This window comes from Burkholderia alba (genome assembly GCF_034721475.1).
GTDB classification, from domain to species: domain Bacteria; phylum Pseudomonadota; class Gammaproteobacteria; order Burkholderiales; family Burkholderiaceae; genus Burkholderia; species Burkholderia alba.
On record NZ_JAWJWL010000014.1, the window covers coordinates 21,979 to 37,856 of the forward strand.

The 15,878-nt window shown below is 70.4% G+C and carries 16 protein-coding genes and 1 pseudogene; 8 read left to right on the forward strand and 9 right to left on the reverse strand.

The genetic code is table 11. The features are described from left to right. Positions 1-11: 11 nt before the first annotated feature. Entirely contained in the window at positions 12-1,835 is a 1,824-nt protein-coding gene (locus RZR99_RS17120; RefSeq protein ID WP_407655464.1) for an autotransporter assembly complex protein TamA, read from the reverse strand. Positions 1,836-2,056: 221 nt separating this feature from the next. Here RZR99_RS17120 and RZR99_RS17125 point away from each other — a divergent pair, with 221 nt between their 5' ends. The 4 genes from RZR99_RS17125 (at position 2,057) to panD (ending at position 4,626) form a co-directional block, all read left to right on the forward strand. Beyond that, positions 2,057-2,245 carry a DUF3460 family protein gene (locus RZR99_RS17125; RefSeq protein ID WP_323120960.1) on the forward strand — a complete coding sequence of 63 codons (189 nt, stop codon included), beginning with the start codon at positions 2,057-2,059 and terminating at the stop codon, positions 2,243-2,245. Between the two features lie 4 nt (positions 2,246-2,249). Next, positions 2,250-3,122 carry a segregation and condensation protein A gene (locus RZR99_RS17130; RefSeq protein WP_323120961.1) on the forward strand — a complete coding sequence of 291 codons (873 nt, stop codon included), beginning with the start codon at positions 2,250-2,252 and terminating at the stop codon, positions 3,120-3,122. A gap of 224 nt (positions 3,123-3,346) precedes the next feature. Beyond that, positions 3,347-4,186 (forward strand): pantoate--beta-alanine ligase, encoded by an 840-nt coding sequence (panC, locus tag RZR99_RS17135; RefSeq protein WP_323120962.1) that lies wholly within the window; start codon positions 3,347-3,349, stop codon positions 4,184-4,186. A gap of 53 nt (positions 4,187-4,239) precedes the next feature. Continuing rightward, on the forward strand, positions 4,240-4,626 hold the full coding sequence (panD, locus tag RZR99_RS17140; protein ID WP_323120963.1) for an aspartate 1-decarboxylase: 387 nt from the start codon (positions 4,240-4,242) through the stop codon (positions 4,624-4,626). A gap of 98 nt (positions 4,627-4,724) precedes the next feature. Here panD and RZR99_RS17145 read toward each other — a convergent pair whose 3' ends face one another. From RZR99_RS17145 to RZR99_RS17155, 3 genes are all read right to left on the reverse strand, one after another. Next, entirely contained in the window at positions 4,725-5,366 is a 642-nt protein-coding gene (locus tag RZR99_RS17145) for a ParA family protein (RefSeq protein ID WP_323120964.1), read from the reverse strand. 154 nt (positions 5,367-5,520) lie between these two features. Beyond that, positions 5,521-5,940, reverse strand: coding sequence for a DoxX family protein (locus RZR99_RS17150; protein WP_323120965.1), 420 nt, complete (start codon positions 5,938-5,940; stop codon positions 5,521-5,523). A gap of 155 nt (positions 5,941-6,095) precedes the next feature. Then, on the reverse strand, positions 6,096-7,601 hold the full coding sequence (locus RZR99_RS17155; protein WP_323120966.1) for a cobyric acid synthase: 1,506 nt from the start codon (positions 7,599-7,601) through the stop codon (positions 6,096-6,098). Positions 7,602-7,835: 234 nt separating this feature from the next. Here RZR99_RS17155 and cobU point away from each other — a divergent pair. From cobU to RZR99_RS17175, 4 genes and pseudogenes are all read left to right on the forward strand, one after another. Further along, positions 7,836-8,324: pseudogene (gene cobU, locus RZR99_RS17160) on the forward strand (bifunctional adenosylcobinamide kinase/adenosylcobinamide-phosphate guanylyltransferase); the annotation flags it as partial. After that, positions 8,324-9,268: an adenosylcobinamide-phosphate synthase CbiB gene (gene cbiB / locus RZR99_RS17165; RefSeq protein WP_323120967.1), complete on the forward strand. Its 945-nt coding sequence runs from the start codon at positions 8,324-8,326 to the stop codon at positions 9,266-9,268. The pseudogene cobU and the gene cbiB, both read left to right, overlap by 1 nt. Next, a complete protein-coding gene (gene cobD, locus RZR99_RS17170; protein WP_323120968.1) occupies positions 9,261-10,283 on the forward strand; it encodes a threonine-phosphate decarboxylase CobD in 1,023 nt (340 codons plus the stop codon). The genes cbiB and cobD overlap by 8 nt, the downstream gene beginning before the upstream one ends. After that, complete coding sequence (locus RZR99_RS17175; protein WP_323120969.1) at positions 10,280-11,194, forward strand: cobalamin-binding protein; 915 nt, start codon at positions 10,280-10,282, stop codon at positions 11,192-11,194. Before cobD ends, RZR99_RS17175 begins: the two co-directional genes overlap by 4 nt. A gap of 402 nt (positions 11,195-11,596) precedes the next feature. On the opposite strand, the gene RZR99_RS17180 is transcribed toward RZR99_RS17175, so the two are convergent. The 5 genes from RZR99_RS17180 to RZR99_RS17200 all read right to left on the reverse strand — a co-directional run bounded on the left by RZR99_RS17180 (position 11,597) and on the right by RZR99_RS17200 (position 15,867). Further along, positions 11,597-12,187 (reverse strand): histidine phosphatase family protein, encoded by a 591-nt coding sequence (locus RZR99_RS17180; RefSeq protein WP_323120970.1) that lies wholly within the window; start codon positions 12,185-12,187, stop codon positions 11,597-11,599. After that, entirely contained in the window at positions 12,172-12,930 is a 759-nt protein-coding gene (locus RZR99_RS17185) for an adenosylcobinamide-GDP ribazoletransferase (RefSeq protein WP_323121113.1), read from the reverse strand. Before RZR99_RS17185 ends, RZR99_RS17180 begins: the two co-directional genes overlap by 16 nt. A 7-nt stretch (positions 12,931-12,937) precedes the next feature. After that, positions 12,938-13,990, reverse strand: coding sequence for a nicotinate-nucleotide--dimethylbenzimidazole phosphoribosyltransferase (gene cobT / locus RZR99_RS17190; RefSeq protein ID WP_323120971.1), 1,053 nt, complete (start codon positions 13,988-13,990; stop codon positions 12,938-12,940). Positions 13,991-14,056: 66 nt separating this feature from the next. After that, entirely contained in the window at positions 14,057-14,869 is an 813-nt protein-coding gene (locus RZR99_RS17195) for an ABC transporter ATP-binding protein (protein WP_323120972.1), read from the reverse strand. Continuing rightward, positions 14,866-15,867 carry a FecCD family ABC transporter permease gene (locus RZR99_RS17200; protein WP_323120973.1) on the reverse strand — a complete coding sequence of 334 codons (1,002 nt, stop codon included), beginning with the start codon at positions 15,865-15,867 and terminating at the stop codon, positions 14,866-14,868. Before RZR99_RS17200 ends, RZR99_RS17195 begins: the two co-directional genes overlap by 4 nt. Positions 15,868-15,878 lie beyond the last annotated feature (11 nt).

Here is a 15,878-nt window from a genome sequence, read left to right on the forward strand (position 1 = left end):
GGTACCGGAAATCAGAATGCAATGCCGAGCGTCAGGTACGGCCGTACGCTCCGGTTGCGCAGCCCGTAGGCCAGATCGAAATTGACCGGGCCGACCGGGCTGCGCCAGCGCGCGCCCAGGCCGACGCCCGGATAGAACACTTTTTCGCCCCACGTGTCGGTTGCCGTGCCGATGTCGAAGAACGTGGCCGCGCCCCAGTCCCGGTTGAACCAGTGCTGGTACTCGGCCGCGCCCGTCATCAGGTACTTGGTCGGCAGCACCGAGCCGTCGACGTTGTTGCCGATGCTCTGATAGCCGTAGCCGCGCACCGAGTTCGACCCGCCCGCGCGGAACAGCAGCGACGCGGGCACACCGGCCGAACTGCCGCTCGTGAACACGCCGCCCAGCTCCGCACGGAACACGAACAGGTCGCGCTTGCCGATCGGCACGTATTGCTGGCCGCGCGCGTAGCCGCGCACGAAGGTCTGGTCGGTCGCCACGCCCTTGATCGCGAAGCCCGCTTCCGCGTGCAGCAGATTGCCCGAGCGCGGAAACAGCGGATCGTCGACGTTGCGGCGAGTCCACGCCCACTGCGGGACCAGCGCGCGGCTCGTGGTCGGGCCGGCGGCGTTCTGGTCGAGCCGGTCCTGGTAGTACATCAGCGAGTACGAATAGTCGATGTACTGCCCGGTGCGGGTCCGCTGCAGGCCGACGCGCGCGCTGTAGATCCGCACGTCCGACACGTTCGTGTTGGTGTACGACGCAAGCACGCTGTTGGTCCAGGCTTTCCCGCCCGGCGGCATCGACAGCTGGATCTGGCCGTACTGCTGGATCTGGTCGAGCCGGCCCGAGACCGACAGCGGCCACGCGGCGCCGAACGTGTCGAGATACGTATAGGAACCCTGCACGTGCGGGCCGGTATCGGTCGCATAGCCGACGCCGCCGCGCACGCTGTTGTACGGATACTCGCTGACCTTCACGTGCAGCGGCGTCTCGGTCGGCTTGTTCGCGTCGTCGCCGACATCGATCGCGACGCTCGCGTAATACGGGGTGTTCTGCAACTGCCGCTGCAGTTCCGCGATCCGCTGCGTGTCGTAGATCTCGCCGACCGACAGCGGATTCACGTTATGCACGATCCGCTCCGGATAGCGGCGCGCGCCCGACACGTCGAGCGGCCCCATCGTGAAGGTCGGACCGCTGTCGAACGACACCATGAGCTTCGCCGTGCGGGTGCGCGGATCGATGCGGGCCTCGGACGCGGTGATTTTCGCGCCAAGGTAGCGGCGCGACTGCAGCTGCTTGAGCGCCGCGTTCTTCGCGTCGTCCCAGCCGGACTGCGTAAACGGATCGCCGTTCTTCAGCGAGAACGCGAAGCGCGTGGCCGTTTCCTGTTGCGGATCCTCGCTGCCGACCGGCCCGTTGAAGCGCAGGTCGACGGCCGATACCGCCGTCAGCGGGCCGGGATCGACCGACACCGTCACGTCCCGCTTGCCGTCGCGAGTGCGCACGTCGGTGCGCACGACGGGCGAGAAATAGCCGGCCGTGGCCGTCAGGTCGCGCACCTGCTGCGGCGTCGCGGTGACGAGGAAGTCGAACTGGTCGTCGCTGATGTCGTCGCGCTTCGCGAAACGGGCGATGTCGAGATGCTGCTTGAGCAGGCTGCGGATCGAGCGCGGCGCGTCGATGTCGACCGCGTACTTGGCGGCGGCGGGCAGCGCGAACGACGCGGCGAGGCATCCGGCGAGCGTGATGCGCATGCCGCGCGCGCCGAGCGCCGTCCAGCCGCCGCGCCGCGTATGCGACACCCGCCCGTCGCCGCTGTGTGCGGTACGCTGTTGTCTCGCCTGCCCTGCCAAATACGACCTCCGCGATGAATGAAATCGGACAAAACCGTCATTTGACCACACCGGCGCACCCGGACTCCCGCGCCAACGTGAAAGATGTTCAAACCCCGCGCCGCGAGGTGAAAGCGCGTTCGACGCCGGTTGGCCGCCGGCTGTTCCCCGCGTTGCGGTAAAATCTCGTCGATTGCACCATCGGGCGCGCGACGCCCCTTACCAGAACGGAAGCCCCAGCCATGCCGTACCAATCCGACGTCACGCAATTCCTGAACCAGCTGAAGCAGCAGAAGCCCACGCTCGAGGCCGAGCAGCGCAAGGGCCGCTCGCTGCTGTGGGACAAGCAGCCGATCGATCTCGACGAGCGCGAGGCGCAGCAGGAATCCCGCGTCAAGCAGACGTCCTACGTCTATTACCAGAACTTCTGATCCCGTGAGCGCCGCGGACGAGGCGAACGCCTCGCAACCGGAACAGGCGATCGCCGCGCCGGCGGGCGCCGATTCGACGCCCGACACGGTCGACGGCATCGCGGCGTTCGCGCGCCTGTACGGCGAGCCGCTGTTCAAGCTGCCGCAGGATCTGTACATCCCGCCGGACGCGCTCGAGATCTTCCTCGAGACCTTCGAAGGTCCGCTCGACCTGCTGCTGTACCTGATCCGCAAGCAGAATTTCAACGTGCTCGACATCCCGATGGCGGAAGTCACCGCGCAGTACCTCGGCTACGTCGATCAGATCCGCGAGACGAATCTGGAACTCGCCGCCGAGTACCTGCTGATGGCCGCGATGCTCATCGAGATCAAGTCGCGCATGCTGCTGCCGGTCAAGAAGGCCGATACCGGCGAGGACGCCGAGGATCCGCGCGCCGAGCTGGTGCGCCGCCTGCTCGAGTACGAGCAGATGAAGCTCGCCGCGCAGCGGCTCGATCAACTGCCGCAGCTCGGCCGCGACTTCCTGCGCGCCGAGGTCTACATCGAGCAGAGCATCACGCCGCGCTTCCCCGACGTGGATTCCGACGACCTGCGCGCCGCGTGGGCCGACGTCATCAAGCGCGCGAAGCTCGTCCAGCATCACAAGATCTCGCGCGAGGAGCTGTCGGTCCGCGAGCACATGAGCCTCATCCTGCGCCGTCTGCAGAATGCCCGTTTCATGGAGTTCGCCGACCTGTTCGACACGACCCGCGGCGTGCCCGTCGTCGTCGTCAACTTCATCGCGATGCTCGAGCTGGCCCGCGAATCGCTGGTCGAAATCACCCAGGCCGAACCGTTCGCGCCGATCTACGTCAGGCTCGCCTACCTGCCCGCCTGAGCGCCGGCACCTGCCCCCCATTCAACGCGCCCACGTCGCGGCCGATCAGCTCCCCCCTTAAAAAGCGAACGATCGTGCGCTTATCGGTGCGTTGCAGCGTCAAATCCTCTACAATCGCCGACGCTCGCCGCCCTGCCCGGCGCCCGGGCGTTTCGCTCCTCAGACCCGACGCCGCCGACGCGGCGGCAACGCGCGCGCCAAGCGCGAGGAATCCGCAACCGACCATGAAAGTCATCAGCTCGATCCATGAACTGCGCGACCAGCTGCGCGGCCAGAACCGCACCGCCTTCGTGCCGACGATGGGCAACCTGCACGAAGGGCACCTGTCGCTGATGCGGCTCGCGCGCCAGCACGGCGATCCGGTGGTGGCGAGCATCTTCGTCAACCGGCTGCAGTTCGGCCCGAGCGAGGATTTCGACAAGTATCCGCGCACGATGCAGGACGATATCGAGAAGCTGCAGCGGGAGAACGTCTACGTGCTGTTCGCGCCGACCGAGCGCGACATGTACCCGGAGCCGCAGGAATACCGCGTGCAGCCGCCGCACGATCTCGGCGATATCCTGGAGGGCGAATTCCGGCCGGGCTTCTTCACCGGCGTGTGCACGGTCGTCACCAAGCTGATGGCGTGCGTGCAACCGCGCGTGGCGGTGTTCGGCAAGAAGGACTACCAGCAGCTGATGATCGTGCGCCGGATGTGCCAGCAGCTCGCGCTGCCGGTCGAGATCATCGCGGCCGAAACCATCCGCGACGACGACGGCCTCGCGCTGTCGTCGCGCAACCGCTACCTGAACCCCACCGAACGCGCGGAGGCGCCCGAACTGGCCCGCACGCTGCAGCGCGTGCGCGACAGCCTGCTGGGCGGCAACCGCGATCTCGCGGCCGTCGAACGGACGGCGCTCGACAACCTGACCGGACGCGGCTGGCAGCCCGACTACATCGCGATCCGCAAGCGCTCGGACCTGATCGCGCCCACCGCGGCGCAGGTCGAGGCCGGCGAGCCGCTCGTCGTCCTCGCGGCCGCGAAGCTCGGCGCGACCCGCCTCATCGATAATCTCGAAATCTGACGGCCGCCCCGCCGTCCGTCAGCTCACCGTTACGACGCATCAAGGAGTCCCCCATGCAGCGCCACATGCTGAAATCGAAGATCCACCGCGCGGCCGTCACGCACTGCGAGCTGCACTACGAAGGCTCGTGCGCGATCGACGAGGATCTGCTCAACGCCGCGAATCTCGTGGAAAACGAGCGCATCGACATCTGGAACATCAACAACGGCGAGCGCTTCTCGACCTACGCGATCAAGGGCGAGCGCGGCAGCGGGATGATCTCGCTGAACGGTTCGGCCGCGCGGCGCGCGCAGCTCGGCGACCTCGTGATCATCGCGGCGTTCGCGATGGTCGACGAAGCGGAATTGAAGGCCGGCTGGAAGCCGGATCTGGTGTTCGTCGGCGAGGACAACAAGATCAAGGGCAGCCGCGACCACGTGCCGACCCAGAACTGGACCTGATCACCGCAGCAAGGACGTAAAAAACGGCGCACACGCGCCGCTTCGATCCGCCGACTCGCCCCCGCCTCCGGCGGGGGTTTTGCATGGCGCCCGCGCCGTCAATCGCCCTTGGCGGGCTGCTTCTGCGCCCACTCGACGATCGGTTTCCACTGCTCCAGATCCTTCTCGACCCGGCTCTTCGCGACGTCCCACAGCGTGAGGCCGTGCGCGGCGAGCTGCACGTAGTTCTGGGTATCGCGCACATAGCCGAGGACCGGCAGCTTGAGCCCCTCGACGAAGCGGTGCAGTTGATCGGCCGAACGGGTCCGCGCGTCGACCCGCATCCCGACGATCCCGACCTCCACGGCGCCCTTGCGGACCGCCTTCTCGCCCGCCAGCCGCTCGAGAAAGTGCTGAGTGGCCAGGATGTCGAACATCGACGGCTGCAGCGGCACGATCACCTTGTCGGCGAAGTCGAGCGCGAGATTCAGGCGATTGCCGTGCAGGCCCGCCGGGGTGTCGATCACCGCGTATTCGAGGCCGCGCGGCGGCTTCACGGGCGCATCGGGATCGAGCGCCCAGGTCTCGATCGGCGGCAGCGTCGCCGGCCGCAGATCGAGCCACGCGTGCGCGGACTGCTGCCGGTCGAGATCGGCGAGCGCGACCCACGCGCCCTGCGCCGCAAAATACCCTGCCAGATTGGTGGACAGCGTGCTCTTGCCTACGCCGCCCTTCGGATTCGCCACCACGATCACCGTCATGAATTCCCCCGAAGAAGCTGAACGGCGCCGGACCGGCCGGCGCCGCGAAAGTTGCGGATACAGGGAGCGATGATATCGGCAAATGCCGCCTCACCGAAACGGCAACGGCGGCCGGCGGGACGGCCGGCCGGCGCGGCAGCGCGCGAAACGGCGCTCAGGCGCCCTTGCCGGCGGCGCTCCGGCCGGCACCGCCCAGCGCGAATGCGCCCGCGCCGAGCAGCGCCTGCACGGCGAGCGTGACCGCCCAGAACGCCGGATATTCCCATCCGCCGTGCGGCGCGGCGAAATTCCAGCCGTTCGGCAGATGCGCCATCGTCGCGCCGAGCATGAACGGCAGCAGGACGAGCGCGGCGACCCGGACCCGGAAGCCCGCCAGCAACGCCAGGCCGCCGGCCAGTTCGACGAAGGTCGTCAGATAGGCGAGCCAGCCCGGCAGGCCGATCGAGACGAAGAATTGCGCCGTGCCCGGCAGCGTGAACACGAACACCTTCTCCGCGACGTGCGCGAGATACAACACGCCCAGCACGACGCGCAGCAAGGTGGCGGCAAAATCGGTCATACGGTTCGAATCCATATCGGGTTCCTTTTCCTGTTCCGGGTGAATCGGGATGAGATGGAACGCACTGTATTCGAACCAATGAATCCGAAAAACCGCCTATCAGGCTTTTATTATTTCCTTATAAGAAAGAATTGGACGGCGATTCCGCCGCGATACGCGCCGCGCCGGGGTCACGCAAACGCCGCGAACACCCGCTCCAGATCGAGGTGCGCGGCGAGCGTATCGGCCAGCCGCTCGAGCGACGCTTCGCGCAGCGCCGGATAGTCGACGGCCTCCGCGCCGTCGAGGCCCGCCCACGCGAGCAGCGCCGCGCATGCGGCGGGCGAATCGAACAACCCATGCAGGTAGGTCGCGAGCATCTGCCCGTCGTCCGACACCGCGCCGTCTGCGCGCGCGTCGGCCCCGGCATCCAGCGTCAGCGCGGGCACCGCGAGCGCCGGGCCGCGCGTCTCGCCCATGTGGATCTCGTAGCCCGCGACGGGCGGCCCTCCGCCGAAGGCGAGCCGCCCGGTCACGTTGACGAGCGTCTTGTCGGGCCGCAGCGTCGTCGCGTAATCGAACAGGCCGAAACCCGGCAGGCTGCCGGGCGGACCTTCGAGGCCGTGCGGATCGTCGAGCGCGCGGCCGAGCATCTGCATCCCGCCGCAAATGCCGATCACCTTGCCGCCGTAGCGCAGGTGACGATGGAGCACCGTCTCCCAGCCGTTCGCGCGCAACCACTCGAGATCGCGCTGCACGTTCTTCGAGCCCGGCAGGATCAGCAGATCGGCGGCGGGTATGGGGCCGCTTTTCCAGTACGTGAAATCGACGCGCGGATGGACCCGCAACGGATCGAAATCGGTGTGATTGCTGATGCGCGGCAGCGCCGGCACCACGACCCGCAGCACGCCCGCGTCGCGGCGGGTCGCCTGCGTGCGCGCGCTGGCCGGCAGCATGTCCTCGGCATCGAGCGTCAGACCGTGCAGATACGGGACCACGCCGAGCACGGGTTTGCCGGTTCGCGCCGCCAGCCAGTCGATCCCCGGCGTCAGCAGGCTCGGGTCGCCGCGAAAGCGGTTGATCACGAACCCGCGCACCCGGGCGCGCTCGCTCTCCGACAGACACGCGAGCGTGCCGACGAGATGCGCGAACACGCCGCCGCGATCGATATCCGCGACCAGCAGCACCGGGCAGTCGACATGCTCGGCGAAGCCCATGTTCGCGATGTCGCCGTCGCGCAGGTTGATTTCGGCGGGACTGCCCGCGCCCTCGACGACCACCGCGTCGTAGCCGCCGCGCAACCGCTCGTACGATTCGAGCACCGCCTGGAACGCGGTCGGCTTGTAGTCGTGATATGCCCGCGCGTCGAGATTCGCGCGTGCCTTGCCGTGGATGATGACCTGCGCGCCGCGGTCGCTGGTCGGCTTGAGCAGCACCGGATTCAGATCGGTGTGCGCGGGAATGCCCGCCGCCAGCGCCTGCAGCGCCTGCGCGCGGCCGATCTCGCCGCCGTCCACCGTCACCGCGCTGTTGAGCGCCATGTTCTGCGGCTTGAACGGCGCGACGCTGACGCCGGCGCGGCGCGCGAGCCGGCACAGACCCGCGACGAGCGTGCTCTTGCCCGCGTCGGACGTCGTGCCCTGGATCATCAGCGTGCCGCGCGGGCGCACGGCGGCTGCGTTGGCGGAAGCGGTCATCGGGTCCGGGTATCCGAGCAAAATGCGAAGCTCGCATTATCGCCCGCGCCGTTACAATCATGCGATGACTCCGCACGATCTCACTTTCGTTCTCGGCGGCGCGCGCGCCCGCAAGAGCGCGCAAGCCCCACGACTCGCCCCCCCGAGCGGGCCGGCCCTCCCCGATGTACCCCACCCCCCCCGCGCCCACCACCAGTTCCCCCAACACAAAACCCAACAACCCGCCCGCCCCCCCCACGACTCGCCGCCGCGAGCGGGCGGGCCGTCACGTATGTCGCCACCGCGCGCGTCGCCGACGACGAGTTCGCCGAACGCATCGCGCATCACCGCGCGCGCCGCCCGGCAAGCTGGGGGCTCGTCGAGGCGCCCGTGGCGCTCGCCCAGGCGCTGCTGCGGCACGACGATCCGAACGCGTGCGTGCTGGTCGACTGCCTGACGCTGTGGCTCGCGAACCTGCTCTGTCCCGCCGACGGCGCGCCCGTCGAGCCGGCGCTATACGAAGCCCGCGTCGCCGAACTCGAAGCCGCACTGTGCGCGACGCGCGCGCAGGTGCTCGTCGTCAGCAACGAAATCGGCCTCGGCGTGGTGCCGCTCGGCAAGGAGACGCGCCGCTACGTCGACGAACTCGGCCGCCTGAACCAGCGGGTCGCCGCGCTCGCGACCCGCGTCACGCTGCTGGTTGCCGGGCTGCCGGTCGCCGTCAAGACGGAGCGGCCCCTCTGATGCTGACGCTGTCGATGCCGGCCGTCGCGATCCTCGCGGTCCTCGCGTTCCTTGTCGACCGGCGCTTCGGCGAGCCCCGCGCCGGCCACCCGCTGGTCGGCTTCGGCCGGATCGCCGCACACCTCGAAAAATCCCTCAACACGGGCCGGCGCGGCCGGCTGATCGGAATCGGCGCGTGGCTGCTCGCGGTGGCGCCCGCCGTCGCGCTGGCAGCGTGGCTCGCCGCCACGCTGCCGTGGGCGCTCGCCGCCGCGCTCCATGTCGCGCTGCTGTGGTTCGCGCTCGGCGCGAAAAGCCTGACCGACCACATCGCGCCGATCGCCGTCGCGCTCGCGCGAAACGATCTCGCCGATGCGCGCGTGCTGACCGCGCGGATCGTGTCGCGCGACACCCGCGACGCGAATGCGAACGCGCTGTCGCGCGCCGCCGTCGAATCGACGCTGGAAAACGGCAACGACGCGATCTTCAGCGCGCTGTTCTGGTTCGCCATCGCGGGCGGTCCCGGCGCGCTGCTGTTCCGGCTCGCGAATACGCTCGACGCGATGTGGGGCTACAAGACGCCGCGTCTGCTGCGCTTCGGCTGGGCGGCTGCGCGCATCGACGATGTGCTCAACTGGGTGCCCGCCCGGCTCACCGCGGCAAGCTATGCGCTGCTCGGCGACACCGCCGGCGCGTGGCGCTGCTGGCGCACCCAGGCCCGCCATTGGGACAGCCCGAACGCCGGACCGGTGATGGCCGCCGGCGCGGGCAGCCTCAATGTCGTGATCGGCGGGCCGGCCGTGTACCACGGCGCGCTCGAGGAGCGCCCGCTGCTCGGTGCCGGCCAGCCGGCCGCGCCCGCGCACGTGGCCGCCGCGCTCGCGCTTGTCGCGCGCACCACCGTGCTCTGGCTCGCGCTGCTCCTGGTCGGCGCGGCCTTCGCGCTCGCGACCCGGCATGGCTGACGCGCCGATCGTCCACGGCGGCAATCTGCGCGAGGCCGCGCGGCGCCACCGGATCCCATACGACGCGTGGCTCGATCTGTCGACCGGCATCAATCCGCTCGGCTATCCGGTACCGCCCGTGCCCGCGGATGTCTGGCGGCGGCTGCCCGACGGCGACGACGCGCTCGCCGACTGCGCCGCGCGCTACTACGGCGCGCCGGACGCCGCGCACGTGTTGCCCGTGGCGGGCAGCCAGGCCGCGATCCGCGCGCTGCCCGCGCTGCTCGCGCGCGGCCCGGCGGGCGTCGCGCCGCTTGCCTACGGCGAATACGCGCCCGCGTTCGCGCGGCATGGGCACACGGTCGAAGCCTTGGCGTGCGAACGCGACACGCTGCCCGCGTCGCTGCGGCACGCGATCGTCGGCAACCCCAACAACCCCACCGCGGATTGCGTCGATCGCGAGCGCCTGCTGCACTGGCACGCGCAGCTCCATGCGCGCGGCGGCGTGCTGATCGTCGACGAGGCGTTCGCGGATACCGGCGGCAGCGCGTCGCTGGCCGCCGACGTCGCGCGTGACGGACTGATCGTACTGCGCTCGGTCGGCAAGTTCTTCGGGCTCGCGGGCATTCGCGCAGGCTTCGTGCTTGCCGCGCCGGATCGGCTGGCGGGCCTGCGCGACAGGCTCGGCGCATGGACCGTCGGCGGCCCGGCCGGCCACGCGGTCGCGGCAGCGTTCGCGGATACGTCGTGGCAGCACGCGACGCGTGCGCGTCTGGCCGCCGATGGAGCGAGACTCGCGGCGCTGCTGCGGGCACACGGTTTCGCGAACCGCGCGACGCCGCTGTTCTGCTGGAGCGCCGACCCGCGCGCGTATGCGCTGCACGACGCGCTCGCGCGGCTCGGCATCTGGACGCGCTTCTTCGCGCACGCGCCCAGCGTGCGCGTCGGGCTGCCCGGCTCCGAATCCGAATGGCAACGGCTCGAACGCGCGCTCGCACAGTGCGTCGCGGGCCTCACTTCCGACATCCCTCGATGACGCTGCGCCTCGCCCTGCTTCGCTTAGCGACCCTCTGCGCGGCGTACGCCGGGCCTACCCTCGCGCATGCCGCGATCACCGTGACCGACGATGCGGGCCACGCGGTGACGCTCGCCGCGCCCGCGCAGCGCGTGATCAGCCTCGCGCCGCACGTCACCGAACTGATCTACGCCGCGGGCGGCGGCGACAAGCTCGTGGGCGCGGTCACGTACAGCGACTATCCGCCCGCGGCAAAGGCGGTGCCGCGCATCGGCGACAACAAGGCGCTCGATCTCGAACGCATCGCCGCGCTGAAGCCCGACCTGATCGTCGTCTGGCGGCACGGCAACGCCGATCGCCAGACCGACCGGCTGCGCGCGCTCGGCATCCCGCTCTACTTCAGCGAGCCGAAGCGCGTCGATGACGTCGCCGGCTCGCTGATCCGGCTCGGCGACCTGCTCGGCACCGGCGCGACCGCCGATGCCGCCGCCACCGCCTATCGGCAGCGGATCGCGCAATTGCGCGCGCGCTATGCGAACCGGCCGCCGGTCGGCGTGTTCTTCCAGGTGTGGGACAAGCCGTTGATGACGCTCAACGGCGAGCACATCGTCAGCGACGTCATCGCGCTGTGCGGCGGCCGCAACGTGTTCGCGCAGTTGAAGCCGCTGGCGCCGTCGGTGACCGACGAAGCCGTGCTGGCCGCCGATCCCGAAGCGATCGTCACGCCCAGCCCCGGCGCGACGGCATCCGATGCGCCCTTGCCCAGCCTCGAGCGCTGGCGCGCGTGGCCGCAATTGAAGGCCGTGGCGCGCAACAACCTGTTCGCGATCGACGGCGACTGGCTGACGCGACCCGCGCCTCGGCTCGCCCTCGGTGCGGAACGGCTGTGCAAGGATCTGGAACGCGCGCGCGAGCGGCGGCCGAAACAGTGAGAGGCCGCGCGTTGCACGGGGCGTACGATCGCGGAAGCGCCAACGCGAAACCGGGAGCGTGAAGCGCCCCCCGACGTCCGGGTGTAACGCGGATCAAACGGACACCGCACCACGCCGCGCCGCGTTGTGGGTCGACTCAGCCCGCCCGCCTTCATCCCAGTGCTCGAAGGACCGAATGTTCAGCCGCCGAATCGGTCGGTTTTGTGAGCCTCGAAGCCCGCATCGGAACAGCGCCTTGCCTCCGGGCATTCTTTTGGCAAGACACCCCGAAGCGTGCCCTTCCGCGAAGCGAAGCAACGTGTCCCTCGCCACGGAGACGGACAACGCCGACAGACCGGCAAGACAGGCCGCAGCGGCTTCCTCGTCGCTCGCCGGAAGCCCCTCGCACCCGCGCTCACCGCACTACGCATCCCAATGCACGAGCCGCCAGCCCGGCGCCGTCCCGCTCCCGTTCCCGCGCAACCACACGACCCCGCCCATCGCCACCGGCCGCTGCAACATCGCCTCAAGGGGTTCGTCCAGCGCCTGAGCCGCGAGCGCTCGAATCACCCCGGCATGCGTGACTTGCCAGCGCGTCGCCTCGTCCCCGGGCGACGGCGCCAGCACCGGCGCGACGCGCGCGGCAAACTGCGCCACGCTCTCTCCGCCGTGCTCTCTGGCATGCCATAGATCCGCGCGCCAGCGCTCGATCGCGTCCGGACCGATCGCATCCCAGCGCTGCCTCTCCCACGCGCCGAAATCGATTTCCCGCAACCGCGAATCGCGATGCACCGACATGCCGGTCAACCGCGCCAGCGCCTGCGCAAGCGCCATGCAGCGCGTGAGCGGACTCGACCCGATCGCGCGCGCCGCCGGCACCCGCAGCGCGTCGATCGCGCGCATCACGCCAGCCGCCGCCTCATCCGCATCGCCGGCCAGCGCGACGTCGCTGCCGCCGTAGCACACGCCCGGATCGACGGCGACCGCCGGATGGCGGATCAGGACGAGATCCATCCCAGCACCACCAGGTAGATCGCGATTTCGAAGACCTGCTGCGCGAAGCCGAGGCAATCGCCCGTATAGCCGCCGAGGCGCGCGGCGAAGTAGCGCGCGAGCCCCGCGCGCAGCGCGATCACCACCGCCAGCGCCAGCGCGCCGACCCGCCAATCCGGCCAGAACAACCACGGCAGGCCGCACAGCACGGCAAACACGAAGCCGCCCGCGGACATCCGCTGCGCGACCGGCTTGGCCTTGCCTTCGCCGCGCACGTAGTCGAGCGTCACGAGCAGACTGACCGCGCCCGCGCGGCTCGCCGCATGCGCGGCCAGCATCGTCCACGCGGCCCGGCCCGGCGGCATCGCGGCAAGCGCCTGCCACTTGAGCGCGAGCGCGATCACGAGCGCCGCCGCGCCGAACGTGCCGATCCGCGAATCGTGCATGATCCGCAGCACGTCGTCGCGCGTATAGCCGCCGCCGAATGCGTCGCAGCTGTCGGCCAAGCCGTCCTCGTGAAACGCGCCGGTCGCGAGCAGCGTGCTCGCCATCGACAGCAGCACCGCGGCGCTCGCCGGCAACGCGTGCGACGCCGCGAGGTAGACCGCCGCCGCCAGCGCGCCGACGCACACGCCGATCAGCGGGAAATAGCGGGCCGCGCGGTTCAGGTCGTCGGATTCGTAGCCGACCCAGCGCGGCACCGGCACGCGCGTGAAATAGCCGAGCGCGACGAAGAAGTAGCGCAGCTCGGCGCGCACGCGCATCGCGGGCTCACGCATCACGGTTCGCGACACCAGCGGCTTCGAAGCTCGCCATCTCGTTGACGAAAGCGGCGGCGGCCCGCACCAGCGGCAGCGCCAGCGCGGCGCCCGTGCCCTCGCCGAGCCGCAGGTCGAGCGCGAGCAGCGGCCGCGCGCCGAAGTGCTCGAGCATGCGCCGGTGTCCCGCCTCGTTCGACGCGTGCGAGAACACGCAGTAATCGCGCACGGCGGGCGCCAACGCGGCGGCCACCAGCAGCGCGGAAGTCGCGATGAAGCCGTCGACCAGAATCGTCATCCGCGCCGCGCCGGCGGCCAGCATGGCGCCCGTCATCATCGCGATCTCGAAACCGCCGAACGTGGCGAGCACGTCGAACGGCTCGAGCGCATCGGGATGCCGTGCGAGCGCGCGCTCGAGCACCGCGCGCTTGTGCGCGAGACCGGCGTCGTCGAGCCCGGTACCGCGCCCGACGCAGGCGTCGAGCGGCGCGGGCAAGAGGCGGCTCATCAGGCAGGCCGCCGCCGACGTGTTCGCGATCCCCATCTCGCCGAAGCCGATCACATTGGTGCCGAGCGCCGCGTGATGACGCGCGCGCGCCGCGCCCGCCGCGAGCGCGACCGCCAACTGGTCGCGCGACATCGCCCGCTCGTGCGCGAAGTTGCGGGTGCCGGCGGCGACCGGCACGTCGATCAATTGCGACGAGGCGGGCAGCGGCGACGCGACGCCCGCATTGACGATCTCGAGCAGGCAGTCCGCGACACCCGAAAACGCGTTGATCGCCGCGCCGCCCGCGAGGAAGTTCGCGACCATCTGCGCGGTCACCGCCTGCGGATAGGGACTCACCCCTTCCGCCGCGATGCCGTGGTCGGCCGCGAACACGATCGTCACGGGCCGCACGACGCGCGGTGCGGTCGTCCGCTGGATGCGTCCCAATTGCAGCGCGAGCGTTTCGAGCTGCCCGAGGCTGCCCGGCGGCTTGGTCTTGTGATCGATCAGATGCTGCAACGGCGCGCGCGATGCGTCGTCCAGCGCATCGATCTGCGGCAACGGGAAAATCGGGTTCATGGATTCGCCTGGGTCGGTAGCGGATGCCGCGCGTCGCGCCGCATCCCGGGAAGGAAACACGCCATATCAGGTCGGCCTCCGCGCGGGCCACGCGGGCACGAGCGCTTCGCGGCCGTCCTGCTCGATCAGCACGAGCGGATAGCCGAACGCACGGCTCGCACGCTCCGGCGTGAGCACGTCGCGCACCGCGCCCGCCTGCGCGCCGCCGCGTCCGTCGAGCAGCAGCGCATGGGTCGCGAAGCGGCGCGCGAGGTTCAGATCGTGACAGGAAAAGATCGCCGTGCGCGTACCCGCGCGCAGCCAGTCGGTCAGCGCGGCGAGACAGTCGATCTGATGATGCAGATCGAGATGCGCGAGCGGTTCGTCGAGCAGCAGCAGCGGCGCGTCCTGGCACAGCGCGGCGGCCAGCGCGACGCGCTGCCGCTCTCCGCCCGACAGCGACAGCACGTCGCGCGACGCGAATGCCGCGAGGCCGAGCACGTCGAGCGCCGCGCGCGCCGCCGCCCGGTCCTCCGCGCGTTCCCAGCCCCAGCCGGTCAGATGCGGAAAGCGGTTCAGCAGCACGGTGTCGAACACGCTCGCGCTGAACGCGTCGTGCACGCTCTGCGCCATCAGCGCGCGCCGCCGCGCAAGACCCTCGGCCGACCATCCGGCGAGCGGCACGCCGTCCGCCTCGACATGACCGCTCGCGGGCGCCGCGAGGCCGGCGAGCGCCGAGATCAAGGTCGTCTTGCCCGCGCCGTTCGGGCCGGCGATGCACCACAGTTCGCCGGGTCCGAAGCACTGCGTGAAGCCGTCGAGCAACGTGCGCTCGCCCGCACGCAAAACCAGACGCACCGCGTCGTACCGCACCGCCGTCGATTCCGTCGCCCCGCTCATCGCGCAGCCCTCCGCAGCAGCATCCACAGAAATACCGGCACGCCGATCAACGCGGTCATCACGCCGACCGGCAACTGCGCGGGCGCGATCGCCGTGCGGGCGAGCAGGTCGGCCGCCATCACGCCGGCGCCGCCCGCGAGCATCGCCGCGGGCAACAGCATGCGCTGATCGTTGCCGAAGGCGAGCCGCAGCGCATGCGGCACGACGAGGCCGACGAAGCCGATCGTGCCGGCGGTGGTCACCGCCGCCGCCGCCGCGAGCGATGCGATCAGGTAGATGCGCAGCCGCAGCCTCGCAACCGGCACCCCGAGCGCGGCGGCGGCCGCATCGCCGCGCAACAGCACGTTCAACTGCGGCGCGACCGGCAGCGCGGCCAGCGCGGCGCACGCGAGCGCGGCCAGCGCGAACCACGGCGCCGCCGCGCCGCTCAAGTCGCCCGACAGCCAGAACAGAATGCCGCGCAACCGGTTGTCCGGCGCGATGGACAGCAGCAGCGTGATCAGCGCGCCCCAGCCGGCCGCGATCACGACGCCCGTGAGCAACAGCCGCGGCGACGCATCGCGCGCGTCGCCGTGCCACAGCGCGCGGCGCGCGAGTCCGAGCACCAGCGCGATCGACAGCAGCGCCCCGGCGAACGACGCGGCATCGACGACCCACCATGCGCCGCCCGCGATCATCGCGACCAGCGCGAATCCCGCCGCGCCGCCGGACACGCCGAGCACGTAAGGCTCCGCAAGCGGATTGCGCAGCAGCACCTGCAGCAGCGCGCCGGCCAGCGCGAGCAGCGCGCCGCAGCCGAAGCCCGCGAGCGCGCGCGGCAGCCGAAGCGTCCGTACGATCTCGCCCGCCAGCGGATCTCCGCCGCCATGCGGCAGCAGCGCCGCGAGCGCCCGAAGCGGCGTCATCGGCACGCTGCCGAGCGTCAGCGACGCCACGAACACGCCGCACGCGACGAGCGCGGCCGCACCCCAGATCGAGGCCGCCCGGCGCGCGCTCATGCCCGCCCGCG

Bases quoted from the DNA above. Each gene is read 5' to 3' on its own strand.
- RZR99_RS17125 (WP_323120960.1), top strand. From the start codon at position 2,057: ATGCCGTACCAATCCGACGTCACGCAATTCCTGAACCAGCTGAAGCAG.
- panC (WP_323120962.1), top strand. From the start codon at position 3,347: ATGAAAGTCATCAGCTCGATCCATGAACTGCGCGACCAGCTGCGCGGC.
- panD (WP_323120963.1), top strand. From the start codon at position 4,240: ATGCAGCGCCACATGCTGAAATCGAAGATCCACCGCGCGGCCGTCACG.
- RZR99_RS17145 (WP_323120964.1), bottom strand. From the start codon at position 5,366: ATGACGGTGATCGTGGTGGCGAATCCGAAGGGCGGCGTAGGCAAGAGC.
- RZR99_RS17150 (WP_323120965.1), bottom strand. From the start codon at position 5,940: ATGGATTCGAACCGTATGACCGATTTTGCCGCCACCTTGCTGCGCGTC.
- RZR99_RS17155 (WP_323120966.1), bottom strand. From the start codon at position 7,601: ATGACCGCTTCCGCCAACGCAGCCGCCGTGCGCCCGCGCGGCACGCTG.
- cbiB (WP_323120967.1), top strand. From the start codon at position 8,324: ATGCTGACGCTGTCGATGCCGGCCGTCGCGATCCTCGCGGTCCTCGCG.
- cobD (WP_323120968.1), top strand. From the start codon at position 9,261: ATGGCTGACGCGCCGATCGTCCACGGCGGCAATCTGCGCGAGGCCGCG.
- RZR99_RS17175 (WP_323120969.1), top strand. From the start codon at position 10,280: ATGACGCTGCGCCTCGCCCTGCTTCGCTTAGCGACCCTCTGCGCGGCG.
- RZR99_RS17180 (WP_323120970.1), bottom strand. From the start codon at position 12,187: ATGGATCTCGTCCTGATCCGCCATCCGGCGGTCGCCGTCGATCCGGGC.
- RZR99_RS17185 (WP_323121113.1), bottom strand. From the start codon at position 12,930: ATGCGCGTGCGCGCCGAGCTGCGCTACTTCTTCGTCGCGCTCGGCTAT.
- cobT (WP_323120971.1), bottom strand. From the start codon at position 13,990: ATGAACCCGATTTTCCCGTTGCCGCAGATCGATGCGCTGGACGACGCA.
- RZR99_RS17195 (WP_323120972.1), bottom strand. From the start codon at position 14,869: ATGAGCGGGGCGACGGAATCGACGGCGGTGCGGTACGACGCGGTGCGT.
- RZR99_RS17200 (WP_323120973.1), bottom strand. From the start codon at position 15,867: ATGAGCGCGCGCCGGGCGGCCTCGATCTGGGGTGCGGCCGCGCTCGTC.